Source organism: Tenacibaculum sp. FZY0031 (assembly GCF_036350695.1).
GTDB lineage: Bacteria > Bacteroidota > Bacteroidia > Flavobacteriales > Flavobacteriaceae > Polaribacter.
The window spans coordinates 387,653-407,039 of the sequence record NZ_JAZDVY010000001.1; the positions used below are offsets into that span (position 1 = coordinate 387,653).

15 protein-coding genes are annotated in these 19,387 nt (G+C 33.5%); 11 read left to right on the forward strand and 4 right to left on the reverse strand.

The window, feature by feature from the left end:
• From V1T75_RS01845 to thrC, 3 genes are read left to right on the forward strand one after another with little or no spacing between them, the layout of a single operon-like run.
• Complete coding sequence (locus V1T75_RS01845; protein ID WP_330486852.1) at positions 1 to 630, forward strand: class I SAM-dependent methyltransferase; 630 nt, start codon at positions 1 to 3, stop codon at positions 628 to 630.
• Entirely contained in the window at positions 627 to 1,556 is a 930-nt protein-coding gene (locus V1T75_RS01850) for a homoserine kinase (protein ID WP_330486853.1), read from the forward strand. Before V1T75_RS01845 ends, V1T75_RS01850 begins: the two co-directional genes overlap by 4 nt.
• Before the next feature lie 49 nt (positions 1,557 to 1,605).
• The gene (thrC, locus tag V1T75_RS01855) at positions 1,606 to 2,886 is read left to right on the forward strand and encodes a threonine synthase (protein WP_330486854.1); all 1,281 of its coding nucleotides are present in this window, start codon (positions 1,606 to 1,608) and stop codon (positions 2,884 to 2,886) included.
• Positions 2,887 to 2,924: 38 nt separating this feature from the next.
• Here the strand turns inward: thrC and V1T75_RS01860 are convergent, their stop codons facing one another.
• On the reverse strand, positions 2,925 to 6,482 hold the full coding sequence (locus V1T75_RS01860; protein ID WP_330486855.1) for a M1 family aminopeptidase: 3,558 nt from the start codon (positions 6,480 to 6,482) through the stop codon (positions 2,925 to 2,927).
• Between the two features lie 3 nt (positions 6,483 to 6,485).
• Positions 6,486 to 7,367, reverse strand: a complete 882-nt coding sequence (locus tag V1T75_RS01865) for an ABC transporter ATP-binding protein (protein ID WP_330486856.1) — start codon at positions 7,365 to 7,367, stop codon at positions 6,486 to 6,488.
• A 207-nt stretch (positions 7,368 to 7,574) separates the two neighbouring features.
• Between V1T75_RS01865 and V1T75_RS01870 the strand changes: the two genes are divergently transcribed.
• The 5 genes from V1T75_RS01870 to V1T75_RS01890 all read left to right on the forward strand — a co-directional run bounded on the left by V1T75_RS01870 (position 7,575) and on the right by V1T75_RS01890 (position 14,811).
• Positions 7,575 to 8,705, forward strand: coding sequence for a sensor histidine kinase (locus V1T75_RS01870; RefSeq protein WP_330486857.1), 1,131 nt, complete (start codon positions 7,575 to 7,577; stop codon positions 8,703 to 8,705).
• A complete protein-coding gene (locus tag V1T75_RS01875; protein WP_330486858.1) occupies positions 8,698 to 9,399 on the forward strand; it encodes a LytR/AlgR family response regulator transcription factor in 702 nt (233 codons plus the stop codon). The genes V1T75_RS01870 and V1T75_RS01875 overlap by 8 nt, the downstream gene beginning before the upstream one ends.
• A gap of 66 nt (positions 9,400 to 9,465) precedes the next feature.
• Entirely contained in the window at positions 9,466 to 11,238 is a 1,773-nt protein-coding gene (locus tag V1T75_RS01880; protein WP_330486859.1) for an AMP-dependent synthetase/ligase, read from the forward strand.
• Positions 11,239 to 11,310: 72 nt separating this feature from the next.
• A complete protein-coding gene (locus V1T75_RS01885) occupies positions 11,311 to 13,083 on the forward strand; it encodes an AMP-dependent synthetase/ligase (protein ID WP_330486860.1) in 1,773 nt (590 codons plus the stop codon).
• Positions 13,084 to 13,188: 105 nt separating this feature from the next.
• A complete protein-coding gene (locus tag V1T75_RS01890) occupies positions 13,189 to 14,811 on the forward strand; it encodes an RluA family pseudouridine synthase (protein WP_330486861.1) in 1,623 nt (540 codons plus the stop codon).
• Positions 14,812 to 14,898: 87 nt separating this feature from the next.
• Here the strand turns inward: V1T75_RS01890 and V1T75_RS01895 are convergent, their stop codons facing one another.
• Positions 14,899 to 16,194 carry an MFS transporter gene (locus V1T75_RS01895; RefSeq protein ID WP_330486959.1) on the reverse strand — a complete coding sequence of 432 codons (1,296 nt, stop codon included), beginning with the start codon at positions 16,192 to 16,194 and terminating at the stop codon, positions 14,899 to 14,901.
• 67 nt (positions 16,195 to 16,261) lie between these two features.
• Positions 16,262 to 17,071 (reverse strand): M48 family metallopeptidase, encoded by an 810-nt coding sequence (locus V1T75_RS01900; RefSeq protein ID WP_330486862.1) that lies wholly within the window; start codon positions 17,069 to 17,071, stop codon positions 16,262 to 16,264.
• A 132-nt stretch (positions 17,072 to 17,203) separates the two neighbouring features.
• Here V1T75_RS01900 and V1T75_RS01905 point away from each other — a divergent pair, with 132 nt between their 5' ends.
• From V1T75_RS01905 to V1T75_RS01915, 3 genes are all read left to right on the forward strand, one after another.
• Positions 17,204 to 18,076 carry an alpha/beta hydrolase gene (locus tag V1T75_RS01905; protein ID WP_330486863.1) on the forward strand — a complete coding sequence of 291 codons (873 nt, stop codon included), beginning with the start codon at positions 17,204 to 17,206 and terminating at the stop codon, positions 18,074 to 18,076.
• A complete protein-coding gene (gene msrB, locus V1T75_RS01910; RefSeq protein WP_330486864.1) occupies positions 18,073 to 18,540 on the forward strand; it encodes a peptide-methionine (R)-S-oxide reductase MsrB in 468 nt (155 codons plus the stop codon). Before V1T75_RS01905 ends, msrB begins: the two co-directional genes overlap by 4 nt.
• 151 nt (positions 18,541 to 18,691) lie before the next feature.
• The gene (locus V1T75_RS01915; RefSeq protein WP_330486865.1) at positions 18,692 to 19,246 is read left to right on the forward strand and encodes a DUF1572 family protein; all 555 of its coding nucleotides are present in this window, start codon (positions 18,692 to 18,694) and stop codon (positions 19,244 to 19,246) included.
• Positions 19,247 to 19,387: the final 141 nt, after the last annotated feature.

A 19,387-nucleotide genomic window follows, 5' to 3' on the forward strand; every position in this document is an offset into this window, starting at 1 on the left:
ATGAAAAAACGTTATCAAAATATCATACAAATCTATAACAATGTAGCACAGGCGTATCAAGATAAATTTATCAATGATACCGTGTACAACCATAGTTATGACCTTCTTTTAAAACATCTAGAATCAACTCATCATAATGTGTTGGACGTAGCTTGTGGTTTTGGGAAGATTACCAAGTATCTCTTACGTCACAATCCTGCACTTAGCATTTTAGGAGTGGATGCTGCTGAAAATATGGTGGATTTAGCAAAACAAAACAATCCGAAAGCTTCTTTTAAAGTGCTAGATTGTAGAGAAATTAACAGTTTACAACAAGGTTTTGATGTAATTGTCTTCGGATTTTGCTTTCCATATCTTACCAAAGAGGATGCTCTAAAACTTATAAAGGATGCTGTTACGATGTTACCTCCAAACGGATTACTCTACATCAGTACCGTGATTGGGGATTACAAAAAAGACTCTCGTATCACTGCTAGTTCGGACGGGAAAAACTCGATGTTTATTCACTATCATGAACCAGCATATTTGATGGATGCTCTAAAAGCACAAGGATTCAAAATTTTAGAAAATTACACCAAACTATATCAAGAAGGTGGTGATACCGACTTGTTTTTAATCGCAAAAAAATGAACTATTTAAAAATATTTTCACCGGCCACTGTTGCTAATGTTTCCTGCGGATTTGACGCTTTAGGTTTAGCGCTCGAAACGGTTGGTGATACCATGACTTTTACTAAAACAACTACAAAAGGTGTCAAAATTACCCAAATAACCGGGGCTGATTTACCATCTGACCCTAAAGTAAATGCTGCGGGAGTAGTTGCACTAGCTATGCTAGAAAAACATCCAGTTGATTTTGGTATCGACATCACCATTCACAAAGGATATACTCCAGGAAGTGGTTTAGGTAGCAGTGCTGCCAGTGCTGCGGGAGCTGCATTTGGAGTAAATCAATTATTAGGAAATAGCTTCTCGCTCCTTGAATTGACTCAGTTTGCAATGTTAGGAGAAGAAGCTACTTGCGGAACTCCGATAGCTGATAATGTTTCTGCCGCTATTTATGGTGGGTTTACGTTGGTACGTAGTTACGAACCTTTGAGTATTGTAAAAATTCCTGTACCTGCTAATTTAAGAGTGGTGGCAATCCATCCTCAAGTTGAAGTAAAAACCAAAGATGCCAGGGAGGTATTACCGAAAGAAGTTCCTTTAAAAGATGCAGTTACACAATGGGCGAATGTTGGCGGATTGATTAGTGGATTGCATACCAATGATTATCAATTAATCGCAGACTCCTTAACCGATATCATTGTTGAACCTGCTCGTAAACATCTGATTCCACATTTTGATGACGTAAAACAAGCAGCTATAGAGGCTGGAGCTTTAGGGGCAGGAATTTCAGGTTCGGGTCCAACTATTTTCACATTGTGTAAAGGAGATGAAACCGCTGAGAATGTATACAAAACCATACAAAACACTTACCAAGACAAACAAATTGAGTTTAATATGATTCTTTCAAAAATCAACACAGAAGGAATTAAAATTTTAGACACTAACTAATATAAAATGTTCACTGAGCGTAGTCGAAGTGAAAAACAAACACAAAATTATGAACTATTATAGTCTCAATCATACATCATCCAACGTTAGCTTTGAAGAAGCTGTCGTAAACGGATTAGCTCCAGATAGAGGATTGTATTTTCCTGAAAACGTTACGCCACTATCAAAAGAGTTTATTGAAAACATTGATGAATATTCTAATGAAGAAATTGCGTATAAAGCCATTAAGCAATTTGTGGGTGATGAAATTCCGAAAGACGTTTTACAAAAAATCATTAAAGAAACCATCAATTTTGAGTTTCCTGTGGTATCTATTGAAGAAAATATCGGTACACTAGAATTATTTCACGGACCTACCATGGCTTTTAAAGATGTGGGTGCTCGTTTTATGGCTCGTTGTTTAGGTTATTTTAATCGTAATAAAAATCAACAAGTAACCGTATTGGTTGCGACTTCTGGTGATACTGGAGGTGCTGTTGCTAATGGTTTTTTAGGAGTAAAAGGTGTAGATGTGGTCATTCTCTACCCTAATGGAAAAGTAAGTGATATTCAAGAGAAGCAATTAACAACCTTAGGACAAAATATTACTGCTTTAGAAGTTGACGGTGTTTTTGACGATTGCCAAGACATGGTAAAAACTGCTTTTTTAGATGCAGATATCAATCGTACCTTAACCTCAGCAAACTCTATTAATATTGCGCGTTGGTTACCACAAATGTTTTACTTTTTCTTTGCTTATAAACACGTATACAAACAGCATAAAGAAGTAGTTTTTTCAGTGCCTAGTGGAAATTTTGGAAATATTTGTGCAGGAATTATGGCGCAAAAACTAGGATTGCCTATCAAACATTTTATAGCTGCGACCAATGTAAACGATACCGTTCCTAATTATTTAGCAAGTGGTGAATACCACCCTAAACCATCTAAAGCAACCATATCGAATGCCATGGATGTTGGAAATCCGAGTAATTTTATCAGAATTCAAGAATTATTTAATAACGATTTAGCGCTTTTAAAAGCTGCATTTTCTTCTTTTTCTTTTTCTGATGATGCAACTCGTACAGCCATGAAAAACATTTATGATAACTCTAATTATATTGCAGATCCGCATGGAGCTGTTGGATATTTAGGCTTGAAAAAGTACGGATTACAAAACGAGTATGGAATTTTCTTAGAAACTGCACATCCCGTAAAATTTTTAGATATTGTTGAAGAGGTTTTAAATGTAACTGTTGAAATCCCTTCGCAAATAACATCTGTAATAGACAAACAAAAAGAAGCGATACAAATTAGCTCTTACCAAGAATTGAAAGATTTTTTAAATGCTTAACACAAAAAAATGCCTCAAATATGAGGCATTTTTTATTCTTACAATCTAACTATATTATCTACTAAATTTTCATCATTTCTTGTTCCGTAAGGATCTATAGCAATATAATTAGGCTTTTTATTTACGATGAATGAAACCTCAGTGAGCCCTTTGTTGATTTGTTTAGACTCATAATGCAACACTGTACTATTGTCTTTTACTTCTGAGGGGTGGGTTGAAAAAATTCCTATTTTGATAGGCTCATTAATCCCAATTTCTTTAATATCTCCGTTTTCCATTGTTTCAAACCGTTTTGCTTTTATGGTGGCGATAACTTCATAGGTTCCATCAGATAACTTCTTATACGAACTTTTTTCTACAGCTATATCGTAAGAAATTACTTTTTTAAACCAATCATTTACCAGGCGGTGATATCCTTTTGGAGTAATCTTATATATTTCTTCAAGTAACTCTATGGTATGTCCTTTAGGAGTACTATCTAATCGGTGTTTTTCTGTCATGTTTTTTAAAACATGATTTACTTGCTCCTCTCCTAGTAAATCTCTCAATGCCATTAACATTGTGTACGCTTTACCATAAGAAATATAACCTTCTTCTTGTACTTTATAAATGGGAGGTTCAATATTTTCACCAAATGCTCTTCCTAAGAAATACCTTCGTCGTGCATCTTCAGCTAACGCATACAAAGCGCGTTTTCCATACATCTTTTCTAATACCACTCCTTCTGTATATTTCGCAAACCCTTCTACTAATAAAGAACCACCCGCAACTGGTTTGGCTGTTAACGTATGTCCCCACCATTGATGAGCTACTTCATGAATCGTTCTTTTAGCAACTAAATTAAAGGTGTTTTCATCACGTACATCCGACAAATACAAACGATCTTCAGTCATGCTAATAACTCCGGGATGCGCAAATCCACCAAATCCCCAATGTGAAGGTATTTCTGCTATACGGATGTAATTAAAATTGTACGAACCAAAGTTTTCCTGGCAATATGTTAACGCTTCTTTTGTACTATTTTCTATTGTGTTGATATTAAAATTATGGCTAGGGTTGTAATACTGCTCAATTGCTATTCCTTCGTGTATTGTTTTTTGAACTTCATATTTGGCAGAAAAATAGGCTATTATAGGAAATATTTTACCTTTTGATTTGTAGTGGTAATAGTTTCTGTTATTCTCAGACCAAGTTCGTAGCAATTCTCCCGAGCTTATAGCCGTTTGATCGTTATTTGTAGATACCACCGTTTCAAATACCACCTTTTCAATTTGAATATCTTCAAGTGCTATGTGAACCTCTGAATTGTCTTCGTCTTCTCTTGCTGGTAATCCTCTTTTTTTACGTTCTGTTTTATCCCTAATTTCCAATCCTGAAGCATACCCTATAATAGGCTCAAAACTCCTAGATGTAATGTAAGTTCCATTATAAACAATGCTTTTGTCTTCTTCATACCCTTTTAGTTTTTTTTCTATAACAAAAGTATAAGCTACAGAATCGTTGGGTTGTAGTTTTTCTTCAAATTCAAATACATACGCTCCATGTATGGTATCTTTCGTAGACAAACGCGCTTTTTCAATATGAATTTGTTTTATAGGTATTCGTTCAGTTAATAACAGTTTAGTTACTGCTTCATTACTCTTATTTTTTAAAACATAGTTTGCCTTAACGGTATATTTTCTTTCCTTCGGAAAAATAGCGACTTCTGTTTTTTGAGAAATTGGGTATAACTTTTCTAAGACTTCATACTGTTTATACCTGCGTTCATAACTTTCGCTAAAATTTAAATTATCCTTAGCCGTTTGATAATCTGAAAGAACATTGGTATTGTAAAATACTAAACTTCCAATTCCAATAACCAATAAAGAAAAGCTTAGCAACAATACCTTTTCTATTAAGCTACCACCTTGCTTTAGTTGTTTCATTTTATACAAAAGACCTTTTAGCATTCCTCTATTCCAAACTTTAAAAGCTATTAAAACGAATAAGATTCCTATGGCTAGCCAATACAGTCCTAGATGATTAAACTGTGTCACGTTACTGTTATACATAGTCATGTCTCCAAAACTCACTCTGGGCATAAAACCTATGCTTGTTAAGGGGTGTGCTAGTCCTAAAACACTCGCTTTCATACTTGCGATAACCAACAAACCAAAAACTCCCATTCCTACATACTTGCTCTTAGCTATACTATTTATAAATACAGCAAACATTGCGTATATAATTAGTTGCAAACCGTAATAGTAAAAGATAGAGACATACATGCTGATATTTATATTTTTAAAACCAAGACTAATTTGAAAAGCGATACACATCAACACACCTAATCCTATTAATAACATGGGTAACAGCGATAAACTGATAAATTTAGCCATAAAAAACACCCAGTTCTTTGTAGGAGTAGCCCCCATAAGTAAATTAAAATTTACGCTATGTGCTCTCCATACAATCTCTGAACCATAAAAGATGAGCAGTAAGAGTCCGAAAAGAGTTAACGGACTTGTGATAAGTTCTATCAACTGATTTGTTAATGGGTATATACTTACTCCATATTCACGTCCTTCTACAACATTTGCATACAGTTCAGAAAAAACAATTAGCAACCACATAGCTACAATTACTAAAAAAGGCAAGCTTTTACACACACTGTTTAACTCTAATCGCACCAACGACAAAAGCGATTTTATTTGTGCTGAAAAATTGTATGCTCCATCTGTCGGTTTGTAAGAAACGAATTGTTTCGTCTCATTTTTTAGTGTTTTTTCTTTCTTTACTTTCTTGGTTATTTTTCTAAAAGAAAAACTCTTGTAAGTAAGTAACAATATTCCTACAGAAAGAAGTATCCACACAGCTCTATTCCATAAAAATAATCCAGAAAAAGAAAGTAGCTGCGTATTCTTTTGATGAGCAGTCCAGTATTGAGTTTGCTCAAAAAAAGCTGCTATTCCAAAAGAATCTGCTATAGCAGCTACCGACATCATTTCTGGTGATGCAGGAACGGATTGTGCTAACAAAGGTGAGTTTAAAAAAATAGAACTCACAAAATACAACATGTATATCCCTACTGCACTTGCATAGGTGGCAATGCTTTTTTTGGTAAATACACTCACAGAAAATATCAAAGCTGTACATATAAAAATATTCGGCAATACTATATAAAACCATGGCTGCATATAGTTAAGCAATCTAAAAGCCCCCAATCTTTCCGTATCCAAACCAGAAAAATAATTTCCTAAAATATACCCAACTACAAAAGGAGAAAATGCCAGAACACTAAAAATAAAGGTTCCTAAAAATCGACTCCAAAAATAATGCTGTTTGGTTATTGAAGTACTATAAACCAACCCTTCCATATGATACTGTTTGTCTCTTATGGCAGCTGTTACCGCAAAAAACATAATAATAAAAACACTTCCTAAAGTAAAAAGTCCTGTATGAAAATAGACTTGATAAAGAGCATTAAAATGGACTCCTGTAGGAGCGTGTTCTTGACTTCCTGTAAAGTATCCTAAGCCTAAAAATAAAATTGAAAAAAGGGGAAATGCTCGTTGTTTTAATTGATAGTAGATTTCAAACTGTACTAATTTCTTAAACATAGCTTAGGCGTTTTTATGGTGAAACAATGTAGCGAAGTAATAATCTTCAAGGTTGGGAATAATGTTCTCAAAATCATTGGATAAAGGCGTTTCAGAAAAAACTCTTATTTGTGTTTCACCTGCAACTAGTTTTGTAGAAATAACCTTATACGATGTTTTATAATCTTCAACTTCATCCTTAGTAATAATTTTTGTCCAAATAGCATGTTGAATACTCGCTACCAATTCTTTCGGATTTCCTTGAGAAATAATTTGACCTTCTGATAAGATTGCCATTTTCGTACACAAGTTTCGAACATCTTCTACTATATGCGTAGATAAGATGACAATCACATTCTCCCCTATTTCACTTAGTAAATTTAAAAACCGATTACTTTCTTCTGGATCTAAGCCCGCAGTGGGTTCATCTACGATGATTATCTGAGGATTTGCCAACAAAGCTTGCGCTATTCCGAAACGTTGCCGCATACCTCCTGAAAATGTATGCACCGCTTTTTTTCTATGCTGATATAGGTTTACTTGTTGTAATAATGAAGCGACTTGGTTTTTGCGTTCTGTATTGTTAGTTATCCCTTTTAAAACGGCTAAATGATCTAACAATCTTTCGGCTGATATTTTAGGATATACACCAAATTCTTGAGGTAAATAGCCTAAGTGTTTTCTTATCTCCTCTGGTTTTTGAATAATATCATGATTGTTAAAGACAAGCTCTCCTGAAGAAGGCTCCTGTAAAGAAGCTATGGTACGCATTAAAGAAGATTTCCCTGCTCCATTGGCTCCTAACAAGCCAAACATACCGTTTGATATTTTTAAGTTGATTCCGTTTAATGCTTTAACACCGTTAGGATATGTTTTGGTAAGGTTTCTAATTGTTAATGTATTCATATGTGGTTAGGTATTTGTTTTCAGCAAATCTCCACTACCTTGCCTTTCTGATAAATTAAAAATGATATATCAACTTATTTTTAACACACATGATATTTATTTAAACACTAACTAAAACTCAACTAAAAAAGCTACTTGTTCATCTAAAAAACAATAGTGTTTGTCAATATAATTGTGAAAACAGTTTTACATGAGTAATTTTGAAGTATGATTGATTTTTTAAAGAAATACAAAGCCTTTTTTATTGGACTTCTAATTATAATTCCGTTGTTCATTTTATTAGATTATGTCGATTTTATAAACATCCCAAATGATCAACCTGCTGAAGTTATCGTAATCACTCTTTTTTGGGCGCTAATTGTTGCCTTACCCATACATAATTATCAGTATTTAAAAAGGAAAAAGAAAGCAGTAATGGGTATTCTTTTGCTTTTTCTACTGTTGTTTATTACGGTGTTGATTGATTCTTTTATGAAACTTCCAGACAATCCAATCACCTTCATTTTATTAATAATATTTTGGTGTGGGTTAGCTTATTTTTTAGCACCTAACTTCATTAAAAAATATTGGAAATTCATAGCCCTTCTATATACTCCATTACTCTTATACTTTTTTTATCTCAGATTATTTTCTGGTGATTTAGAAGCTTATTTAAAAGTAAAACAAGAAACTCCTTTCTATATTTTTTTCTTACCTATTCCTATTTTCTTTTTTCTTTGGATTTTTGAACAATGGAAATGGGTACAAGAGTTAAAAAAAGAAAAATCTAAAACTGAATTATCACTCTTAAAAACACAAATAAACCCGCATTTTTTCTTCAACACGTTAAATAACTTGTACGCACTTACAGTCAAAAATTCCCCTCAAGCACCAGAAGTTATTTTAAAACTATCTGACATGATGCGTTATACCATTTACGATGGAGAAAAAGAAACAGTAAAAGTTTCAGAAGAAATAGAATACCTAAACAACTACATCGAACTCCATAAAATACGCTATAAAAAGTCTGTAGAAATTACTTTTAATCACCACATCGATGTCTCTTTAAATATTCCTCCCTTACTGTATATTATCTTACTTGAAAATTCCTTTAAACACGGTATAGAAACACTTGCAGAAAATGCTTTTATACATATCAATTTATACGAAGATGTTCATTTTATTTACTTTGACATAGAAAACAATTTTGATCCTAGTGAACTCAATAATTCTAAAGGGATTGGATTACAAAACCTAAAACGACGATTATCTTTGCTATGCAAGCAACAACACGAACTAAGTATTAGTTCCACAAATAATATCTATAAAACACAATTAAAAATTCCAAAGCATGCTTAACTATATAATTATTGATGATGAGCCTTTGGCTCATGAAATTATAACAGAATTTTGCAGCATGCTCCCGCATGTTCAATTAGTAAAAAACTGCTATAATGCTATGGAGGCTATGCAGTTTTTAAATGAACATGCGGTTGATTTTATGTTTTTAGACATCAACATGCCCAAATTAAAAGGATTGGATTTTTTAAAGACGCTATCTAGCCCACCAAAAACCATTATTACCACTGCCTACAAAGAATACGCTCTTGAAGGCTTTGAACTCAATGTTATAGATTACCTTTTAAAGCCTTTTAGCTTTGACCGTTTGGTAAAAGCGGTCAATAAAGTATCTGATGCTATATCTACCAAAACAATCCACAAGGAAAGTGTACAACCAAGCATAGCCAATACCCGACTTTTTATTAAAGGAGATAAAAAACACCACCAAATTGATTTAAGTGATTTGTTATTCATAGAAGCTTACGGAAACTATACAAAGTTATTTTTAGCAGATGAAATGATTGTGAGCCACGAAAAGATTTCTCATTATGAAACTATCTTAGATAAAAATAATTTTCTAAGAGTACACAAATCGTTTATTGTGGCTATTGATAAAATTAAATTTGTGGAAGGTAATCGCATTATAATTCACGAGCATAAAATACCTATTGGTCAAACCTATAAAAGCACGGTTAGTAAACTATATAGTTAGCACTGTTTTATTTTTTTATTTATCTCATTTATTTTCATAGATTTATGCATATTCAAAATTATTTACATGCATATATCTTCAACAGTTACGCGTCTTTTTGATTTTCCTTATCATCAATTAGAAAACTATCCACAACAACATTGCTTAGTTTCCAAAGAGAATAATGAATGGAAAAGTATTGCTACTCAAAAATACATTGAAGACGCCAATACCATAAGTAAGGCATTACTAAACCTTGGTGTTAAACCTGGCGATAAAATTGCTGTAATTACTTCTGTAAATCAACCAAAATGGCATTTGCTGGATATTGGAGTAATGCAAATTGGCGCTGTAAATGTACCTTTATATCCTACTTTTTCAGAAAAAGATTATGCCTATATCTTAAACCATTCTGATAGTATGTATTGTTTTGTTTCTGATGATGAACTTTATCAAAAAGTAATCAAAATTCAAGAACAAACACTACTTAAAAAAGTATTTACTTTTGAAGAATTAGATGTAGATTATGGGTGGAGTTCTTTCTTAAGTCTTGGTAACGAAACAGCTCTTCAAACAAAAGTAAACGAATTAAAAGAGTCTATAAACCCATCTGATTTAGCTACTATTATCTATACCTCAGGCACTACAGGTACGCCCAAGGGAGTGATGCTTTCACATAATAACATAGTTAGTAACGTCTTTGCGGTAGGCAAAAGGCTCGATTTACAAGGCAATCAAAAAAGAGTGATAAGCTACTTACCTATTTGTCATATTTTTGAGCGTGCTGCCTCTTATTATTGTCAATATATGGGCTTTGAAATTCATTTTGCGGAAAGTATTGATAAAGTTGGAGAGAATTTACGAGAGATTCGACCTCATTTTATGGCAGTTGTACCACGTTTATTAGAAAAAGTTTTTGATAAAATTGTAGATAAAGGAAGTAGTCTATCTGGTTTAAAAAAACGACTGTTCTTTTGGGCATTACAATTAGGGGAAGAGTACCAACCTTATAAGACAAACGGCTGGTGGTATGAATTTCAACTTTCTATAGCACGCAAACTTATTTTTTCTAAATGGAAAGAAGCTTTAGGAGGTAACTTAGAGTTTATGTTAGCGGGTAGTGCACCTACGCAAGCCAGACTTGTAAGAATCTTCACTGCGGCTGGAATTCCTGTTTTTGAAGGCTATGGACTTACCGAAACCTCTCCTGCAATTTCTGTTACCGATATGCGAAACAACGGTTTTAAAATAGGAACGGTTGGTAAAGTGATTGAAAACACAACAGTAAAAATAGCTGAGGATGGGGAAATCTTAGTCAAAGGACCTAATGTAATGATGGGCTATTATAAAGATTCAGAAAAAACTAACGAATCAATTATAAATAACTATTTCCATACAGGAGATATTGGAGAACTAGACAATGACGGCTTTTTACAAATTACGGATAGAAAAAAAGAAATTTTCAAAACCTCTGGAGGTAAATATATTGCTCCTGCTACTTTAGAAAGTGAGTTGAAAAAATCACGCTTTATTGAACAAGTTATGGTGATTGGTGAAGGCGAAAAAATGCCCGCTGCATTAATTCAAGTTGCTTTTGAGTTTGTTCGAGAATGGTCGAAAAGGCACAATCATATAATTGCGGATATTACTACAGATGAGAAACTACTCAAACGAATTCAAAAAGAGATTGATCTTTGCAATGAAAAATTTGGGAAGTGGGAACAAATAAAACGCTTTGAAATAACTCCCGATGAATGGACCACCAATTCGGGGCATTTAACTCCGACATTGAAAATGAGACGAAAAATAATCTTAGAAAAATACAACAGTTTGCATCAAAAAATATATAATCCTCAATAAATCAACCAGTAAACTACAACTTGTGCAATCGGGGTATTTTTCATACTTTGCAAAGCCCAAAAATTTGAACATATGTCGATTGAAATTACGCGTCTTTTTGACTTTCCTTATTATCAACAAGAAAATTATAAATTAGATAAAGCATTTACCACAAAAAAAGATGGAAAATGGCAATCTATTTCAACAAGTGAATACATTAAACAAGCCAATGCCATAAGTAGAGGTTTGTTACGATTAGGTGTACAACCTAACGATAAAATCGCTGTAATTTCAACTAATAATAGAACCGAATGGAATGTTTGTGATATTGGAATATTACAAACAGGAGCGCAAAACGTTCCTATCTATCCAACTATTTCTAAAGAAGACTACGAATATATTTTAAACCATTCTGAAGCTACTTATTGTTTTGTTTCTGATGATACTATTCTAGAAAAACTAAATCAAATAAAAGCAAATACTAAGCTGAAAGAAGTTTTTACTTTTGATGATATCCAAGGAGAAAAAAGCTGGCAAGAAGTTTTAGATTTAGGAAAAGATAAAAGCAATCAGAATGAAGTTGAAGAGCGTAAAAATGCTATTCAAACTGATGATTTAGCTACCTTAATTTATACTTCTGGAACAACAGGACGTCCAAAAGGAGTTATGTTAAGCCACAAAAATGTAGTTTCAAATGTACTGAGCAGTGAAAAACGTGTTCCGTTAGAATACGGTCAAGGGAGAGCTTTGAGTTTCTTACCTGTTTGCCACATCTTTGAACGTATGATTTTATATTTATATCAATACTGTGGTATTTCTATCTATTTTGCTGAAGCTATTGATAAATTGAGTGAAAATGCTCAAGAAATAAAGCCACATGTAATGACTGCGGTGCCAAGGCTGTATGAAAAGATTTACGATAAGATTTATGCCAAGGGAGCTGACTTAACAGGTATTAAAAAGAAATTATTCTTTTGGGCGATAGAATTAGGTTTACAATACGAACCTTATGGAGCGAACGGATGGTGGTATGAAAAGAAACTAAGCATTGCTAAAAAACTTATTTTCTCTAAATGGCAAGCTGCCTTAGGTGGAGAATTAAAAATAATGGTTTCTGGTTCTGCTGCATTGCAACCACGTTTAACTAGAGTATTTACAGCTGCTGGAATGCCTGTAATGGAAGGTTATGGTCTTACTGAAACTTCTCCTGTAATTGCTGTAAACGATATGCGTGATGGAGGTTTTAGATTAGGAACTGTAGGTAGATTGATTGAGGGTGTTGAGGTTAAAATAGCCGATAATGGAGAGATTTTAGTAAAAGGGCCAAACATAATGCAAGGATATTACAAAGATCCTGAAAAAACTGCTGAGGCATTACAAAATGGATATTTCCACACAGGAGATAAGGGTGAGTTAAGTGAAGATGGATTCCTAAAAATAACCGGACGTACCAAAGAAATGTTTAAAACGTCTGGAGGTAAATATATTATTCCACCTTTATTAGAAGGTCAATTAAAACAATCTCGTTTTATTGAGCAAGTAATGGTTATTGGTGAAGGCGAAAAAATGGCTGCTGCATTTATTCAACCAAACTTTGAGTTTGTACGTGAATGGGCACAAAGACATAACGTTACCGTAGGAGATAACAAAGACTTGGTAAGCAACCCTAAAGTAATAGAACGTATTCAAGAAGAAGTAGACTATGCCAATACTAAGTTTGGTAAATGGGAAACTATTAAAAAGTTTGAATTAACTGAAGAAGAATGGTCTATTGACGGAGGACAGCTTACCCCTACCATGAAAATGAAACGAAATATTATCAAAGAAATGTATAAAGACTTATACGATAAAATTTATAGAAACTAATCGTTTAAAGTGTTGTGAAAGCAACACTTTTTCTTTTTATTCACAGGATAGTTAAAGCTTAATTTCCTTTGAACACCTCGTAAACTAGTCCATAGGCAATTGATTATGACTAAAATTATTTCTTTTTCTTCGGATGTTTCTACTATTGAATTACCTGAAAAATTCGATTATCCTTATAATTATACACCTCATACTCTAGCCCAAATAGCTACTGAGGAATTACAAGAATATTTAACAAATCAAACTGATTTTTCGCACAATTTTGGAATTAAAAACCCTAAGGATACTAACTCACTAGGAAAAATGTTTGGAGTCTTAGTCGTGCAAGATCAAAATGGAACCTTAGGCTATTTAGCTGCATTCTCTGGTAAACTAGCTGAAAGCACACAACACAAACATTTTGTGCCCCCTGTTTTTGATGTTTTAGATACAAATGAGTTCTACCTTACAACAGAAGAACGACTTAATGAATTAACCCATAAAATAGAGAGTCTAGAAAGCTCCTCTAATTTTATTGAAACAAAAAAAGCATATCAAAAAACACAACAACTGCACAAAAAGCTTTTAGCTGAAGAACAATCAAAAATTAAACAACGGAGAAAACTTAGAAAAAAACTAGGGCAACAAAATAATCAACTAAACATAAATGAAGAGTTTTACTTACGTGAATATGAAGTGTATTTAAACGATAAAATAGCAGCATCAAAAAAAAAGTATCAAGAAAAGCAACATCAAATTGAGGAGTTAAAACAACAACGCGCAAACCTTTCAGCTTGGGCACAACAAGAAATATTTAAAAAGTATGCGTTTCTTAACGATCGAGGAGAAACTAAAAACTTATTAGATGTTTTTACAGACTCCACCCAAAATATTCCTGCTGGTGCTGGTGATTGTTGCGCTCCTAAATTACTTCAATATGCATACAAACATCAATTAAAACCTATTTGTATGGCTGAATTTTGGTGGGGAAAACCTTTGAAAACTTCCATAAGAAAACATCAATATTTTTATCCTGCGTGCACAGGGAAATGCAAACCTATTCTAACACATATGTTACAAGGGATTACAGTAGAAGAAAATCCGTTAGTTGCTCAATTAAAGAAAGAAAAAGAAATTACAATTATTCATGAGGATTCTGATTTGTTAATCATCAACAAACCACATGAGTTATTATCGGTAGCTGGAAAAGAAATAAAAGACGCTGTGTTCAGTCGTATTCAAAAGCTATATCCAAGTGCTACAGGTCCATTAGTTGTGCATCGTTTAGACATGTCAACCTCTGGAATACTACTAATAGCAAAAAATGAAGACACTTATAAAGCTTTACAGGCACAGTTTATTCACAAAACTATACAAAAACGCTATGTAGCTTTATTAGACGGTGTTTTAAAAGAAGATGAGGGAAAAATTGAGCTACCCCTTAGAGTAGATTTAAACGACCGCCCTAGACAGCTTGTGTGTTACCAACACGGAAAAAAAGCATTGACTACTTGGAAAAAAGTTGAAGTTCTAAACAACAAAACAAAAGTATACTTTTATCCTATAACTGGACGCACGCATCAATTACGTGTGCATGCTGCACATAATTTGGGACTAAACACTCCTATTGTAGGTGATGATTTGTACGGAAAAAAAGCAGATAGGTTGTATTTACATGCTGAAAAAATCACATTTATACACCCTACTTCAAAAGAACAAGTAAGTTTTATTGCTCCTGCACCTTTTTAATCGCAGGGCGATAGATAGCCAAAAAATTCCTTAAACTTATTTTAAAATAGTTTTAAGTATTATTTGTGTAGCTAATATTGCACAATTTTATACTACGTATTTTGTCTTTTTAAGTGTACTTAAAATGATAAACGAGGCTAAAAAGAAAATTGCTAAACACAATACACTCCATTGCATAGAACCTGTAATCCAATTTAATGTTCCATATACAGCAGTTCCTAAAACAATGGCTATTTTTTCAGTAACATCATAAAAACTAAAATAGGTAGCATGATCTTCTGTTTCTGGCAATAATTTAGAATAGGTAGAACGTGTTAAGGTTTGAATTGCTCCTTGCACCAACCCCAGTAAACCACCTAGTCCATAAAAATAAACTGCTACATGTTCTTGAGATTTATCTAACATAAAAGCACAGAAACAAACTAACATCCACACCACAATAGTTACTTTTAAAGCAGTAATATTACCCCATTTTTCTGAAAACCTTGAAAATAAAATCGCTCCTAAAATTGCGACTATTTGTACTAATAAAATGGTAATAATTAAACTCGTAGAAGACAAGCCTAATTCTGAAGAACCAAAAATAGCAGCCATTAAAATAATAGTTTGTACACTAATGCTTAACAAAAAGAAAGAAATTAAAAAGCGTTTTAAGGTTGGGTAGTTTAATACCTCCTTTATCACAATTTGTAATTCTTTGTACCCTTTCCATATATAATCTTTTTCAGGCTTTTTGTTATACACGTTTCCTGGCAATCGTTTAAAAGTTACTTGGGCAAACCCAAGCCACCATAAACCTACCATTACGAAAGAAATTCTAGACGCCATTCCTGCACTAATTCCCAGAGTTTCTGGGAACATAATCATCGCCAAATTGATGAGTAATAAAATTACAGAACCTACATAACCATATACAAAACCTTTGGCACTGGCTCTATCTTGTTGTTCAGGATGGGCTACTTCGGGTAAATAAGCATTATAAAACACCAAACTTGCCCAAAAGCCAATACTTGCTAAAACAGTAAATAAAATACCTATCCATACAGTATCAATTCCATCAAAAAAGTACAAACTCATTACCGATAGTGCTCCTAGGGTACAGAAAAACTTCATAAATTTTTTCTTACTTCCCGTATAATCTGCAATACCCGACAATATTGGAGAGATAAACGCCACTACTAAAAACGAAAAAGACAACGCATAGCTATACAAACTATCAGGATGCTCCCAGTTCATTCCTAAAAAGCGTACAATTTTACCTTCCGTTACCCCGCTGTAATACAACGGAAAAACGGCTGTACTAATTACCAATGAATATACTGAGTTGGCCCAATCGTAAAATGCCCATCCGTTAATTAACTTCTTATCTCCTATTTTATACATACAAATTCTAATAAAAAAACCGTTCATGTAACATGAACGGTTTGCAATATACTATAATTTATCAATCTTATTTACTCGCAGGCACATTGTATTTTGCTGCTAATTTTTTAGCCTCTGGTAAAAAATTTCTTAAGGTCTGAATACGAGTTTGATTAGATGGGTGCGTACTCATAAACTCTGGTGGAGCTCCGCCTCCTGAGCGTTCACTCATTCGTACCCATACTTCAGCAGCCTCTTCTCCTTTGTATCCTGCCATAATCATAAAAACTAAGCCTAACTTATCTGCTTCGGTTTCATGTTCTCTACTAAATGGCAACATTACTCCTACTTGGGTTCCTAAACCATACGCCATATTCCACATTTCAGCATTTTTACTATTCTGAGTACTTAAAGCCAAAGCAACTCCTCCTAATTGTTGTAATTGTCCTGTAGACATACGTTCTTGTCCGTGTTTCGCAAATGCGTGAGCTACCTCATGCCCCATCACAGCAGCAACTCCATCTTCATTAGCACAAATAGGCATAATCCCTGTATAAAACACCACTTTTCCACCAGGCAAACACCAAGCGTTGACTGTTTTATCTTCTACTAAATTAAATTCCCACTCATAAGAATTTGCTTCTGTAGTCATTCCATTAGCACGCATAAAACGATCTACTGCTGCTGAAATATTTTTCCCTACACGTCTTATTTGATTTGTTTGTTTTGTATTAGTAGACAATTTATTCTCTTCTAAAAACCCTTTGTATTGTGCAAAACTTGCTGGTAAAATTTGAGCATCGTTTACAAAATTCAATCTTTTTCTTCCCGTAATTGGTACCGTACTACACGCTACTAAAAAAGCAGCTAAAAATGTTAGGGCTATAATTTTTTTCATTGTTTAATAGTTTAAAATTCTATGTTCTTGGTTGTATCTTTTATGACACGAAATTAACTTATTTGTCACAAACTTGATAATATATTATGTCTTTAAAGCTACAAATTCTATCTTTATCTTAAAAACTAATTCATGAATTTTACGCATTCAAAAACAGCCATACCAAGTATTAAAATTCCTAAACCTCTTATCTTTTCAGCTAAAATTTTACAGTTCATTTCTACCAATAAAGCTGCTAAATTTGGGGCTAGGCTTTTTACAACTCCTGTTAATTTTCCTATTCCTAAGAGAGAAAAAGTAATGTTAGAGAGTGCTCAAAAAAAAACAATAAATGTACCATCCATCTCAAGAGATATTCAAGTACTATCGTACGGCTACTCTACTAAAAAAGTATTATGGGTACATGGTTGGGCAGGAAGAAGTACTCAATTATATATGATTGCTGACAAACTATTGGAAAAAGGCTACATGGTTATTTCTTTTGACGGACCTGCACATGGTAAGTCTACAGGAAAAACTACCGAAATGCCAGAATTCTTAGAAACTATTACTGAAATTAACAAACAATTTGGTCCTTTTGATGCTGCTATAGGACACTCATTTGGTGGTGTATGCTTGTATAACGCCCTTTCAGAAAACTTTGCTGTAAACAAACTAGTTACTGTTGGCGCTGCTGATAAAATATCGGATGTTATGTTAAACTTTACTAAGAACTTACAAGTAAAACCTGTTATAGCTCATAAAATGAAACGTTTGTTTGACAAAAAATGGCAACGAGATATTGATACACACTCTTCGAGCGTAAAGGCTAAAAAAGTAAAAATACCTACGCTAGTAGTTCATGATTCATTTGATGGCGATGTTGATGTAAGTTGTGCAATAGCAATACGTCAAAACTTACAGAATGGAAAACTTTTAATTACAGAAGGTTTAGGACACACCCGAATTCTTCGTAACCCGAAAGTAGCTTCCAAAATTGTTGATTTTATAAGTAAAGAACCATGAGAAAATTAGTTGTTTTATTCCTTTTAGCAATAACAGTTAGTACTACTGTGAATGCCCAAAACAAGAAAAAGTACGCAGTAAACAAAACCAACAGTGAGTGGAAAAAGTTATTAACCCCCAAACAGTATTATGTACTTAGAGAAGCTGGTACAGAACGACCTAACTCAAGTCCTTTAAACTTTAACAAAAAAGAAGGGACCTATGTATGTGCAGCCTGTAAAACCCCGCTATATCAATCTGAAAACAAATACGATTCAGGTAGTGGATGGCCTTCTTTTGATAGCGCTGTTAAAGGAAATGTAGAACTAGATACAGATTATAAACTAGGCTATGCTAGAACAGAGTTAAAATGTAACACTTGTGGCGGACATTTAGGACACTCTTTTAACGATGGTCCAAAAAAAACTACTGGTAAACGCCACTGTATTAATGGCGTTGCTTTAGAATTTATTCCTAAAAAATAAAATTGTAAATTAAGGCTGATTTTAACCAGTCTTTTTTTATTGGCGCCGCCAAAGGGTATAATACCCCAAGACTTGCCTCGAAAATCAAGAACTTTTTTCCAATAAATGCATCGTGAGCTTGTCACGAGGTAGTTTACTAAAAAATTATGCCATGCAAAACTCCTATCTAGAAAGTATCAAAAAACAAATAACCTACTATAAAAGTTTAGGCGATAAAACTTTTAATCAACTTACTCAAGAAGAACTATTTTACCAATATAACCAAGAAAGCAACTCTATTGCTGTGATAGCAAAGCATATTGCGGGTAATATGTTATCTCGTTGGACCAACTTTTTTACTGAAGATGGAGAAAAATTGTGGAGAAATAGAGATGACGAGTTTGTAAATACCTTTTCAACCAAAGAAGAAATGATAGCCTATTGGGAAAAAGGGTGGGATTGTTTTTTAAACACTATTCACTCTTTAAAAGAAACCGATTTGGAAAAAATCATCTACATAAGAAATCAAGGACATACGGTAACCGAAGCAATTAACCGTCAAATTTGTCATTATCCATACCACATCGGACAAATTGTATTTTTAGGCAAAATGCTACAAAACGAAAAATGGGTATCGCTATCCATTCCTAAAAATGCTTCTAAAAACTTCAATCAAGAAAAATTCAGTCAAGAAAAAAGTCGCAAACATTTTACGGATGATTTATAGCATTTACTCGTATTGTTACCAATATAAAAACTAAAAAAAGTGACTACGAGTCTTACTAATTATTAAAAATCGGACACTTTTATACAATAATGCAGAAAAAATCTACTAACAAATTGCTAAAAACTAACAACTAATAACTAA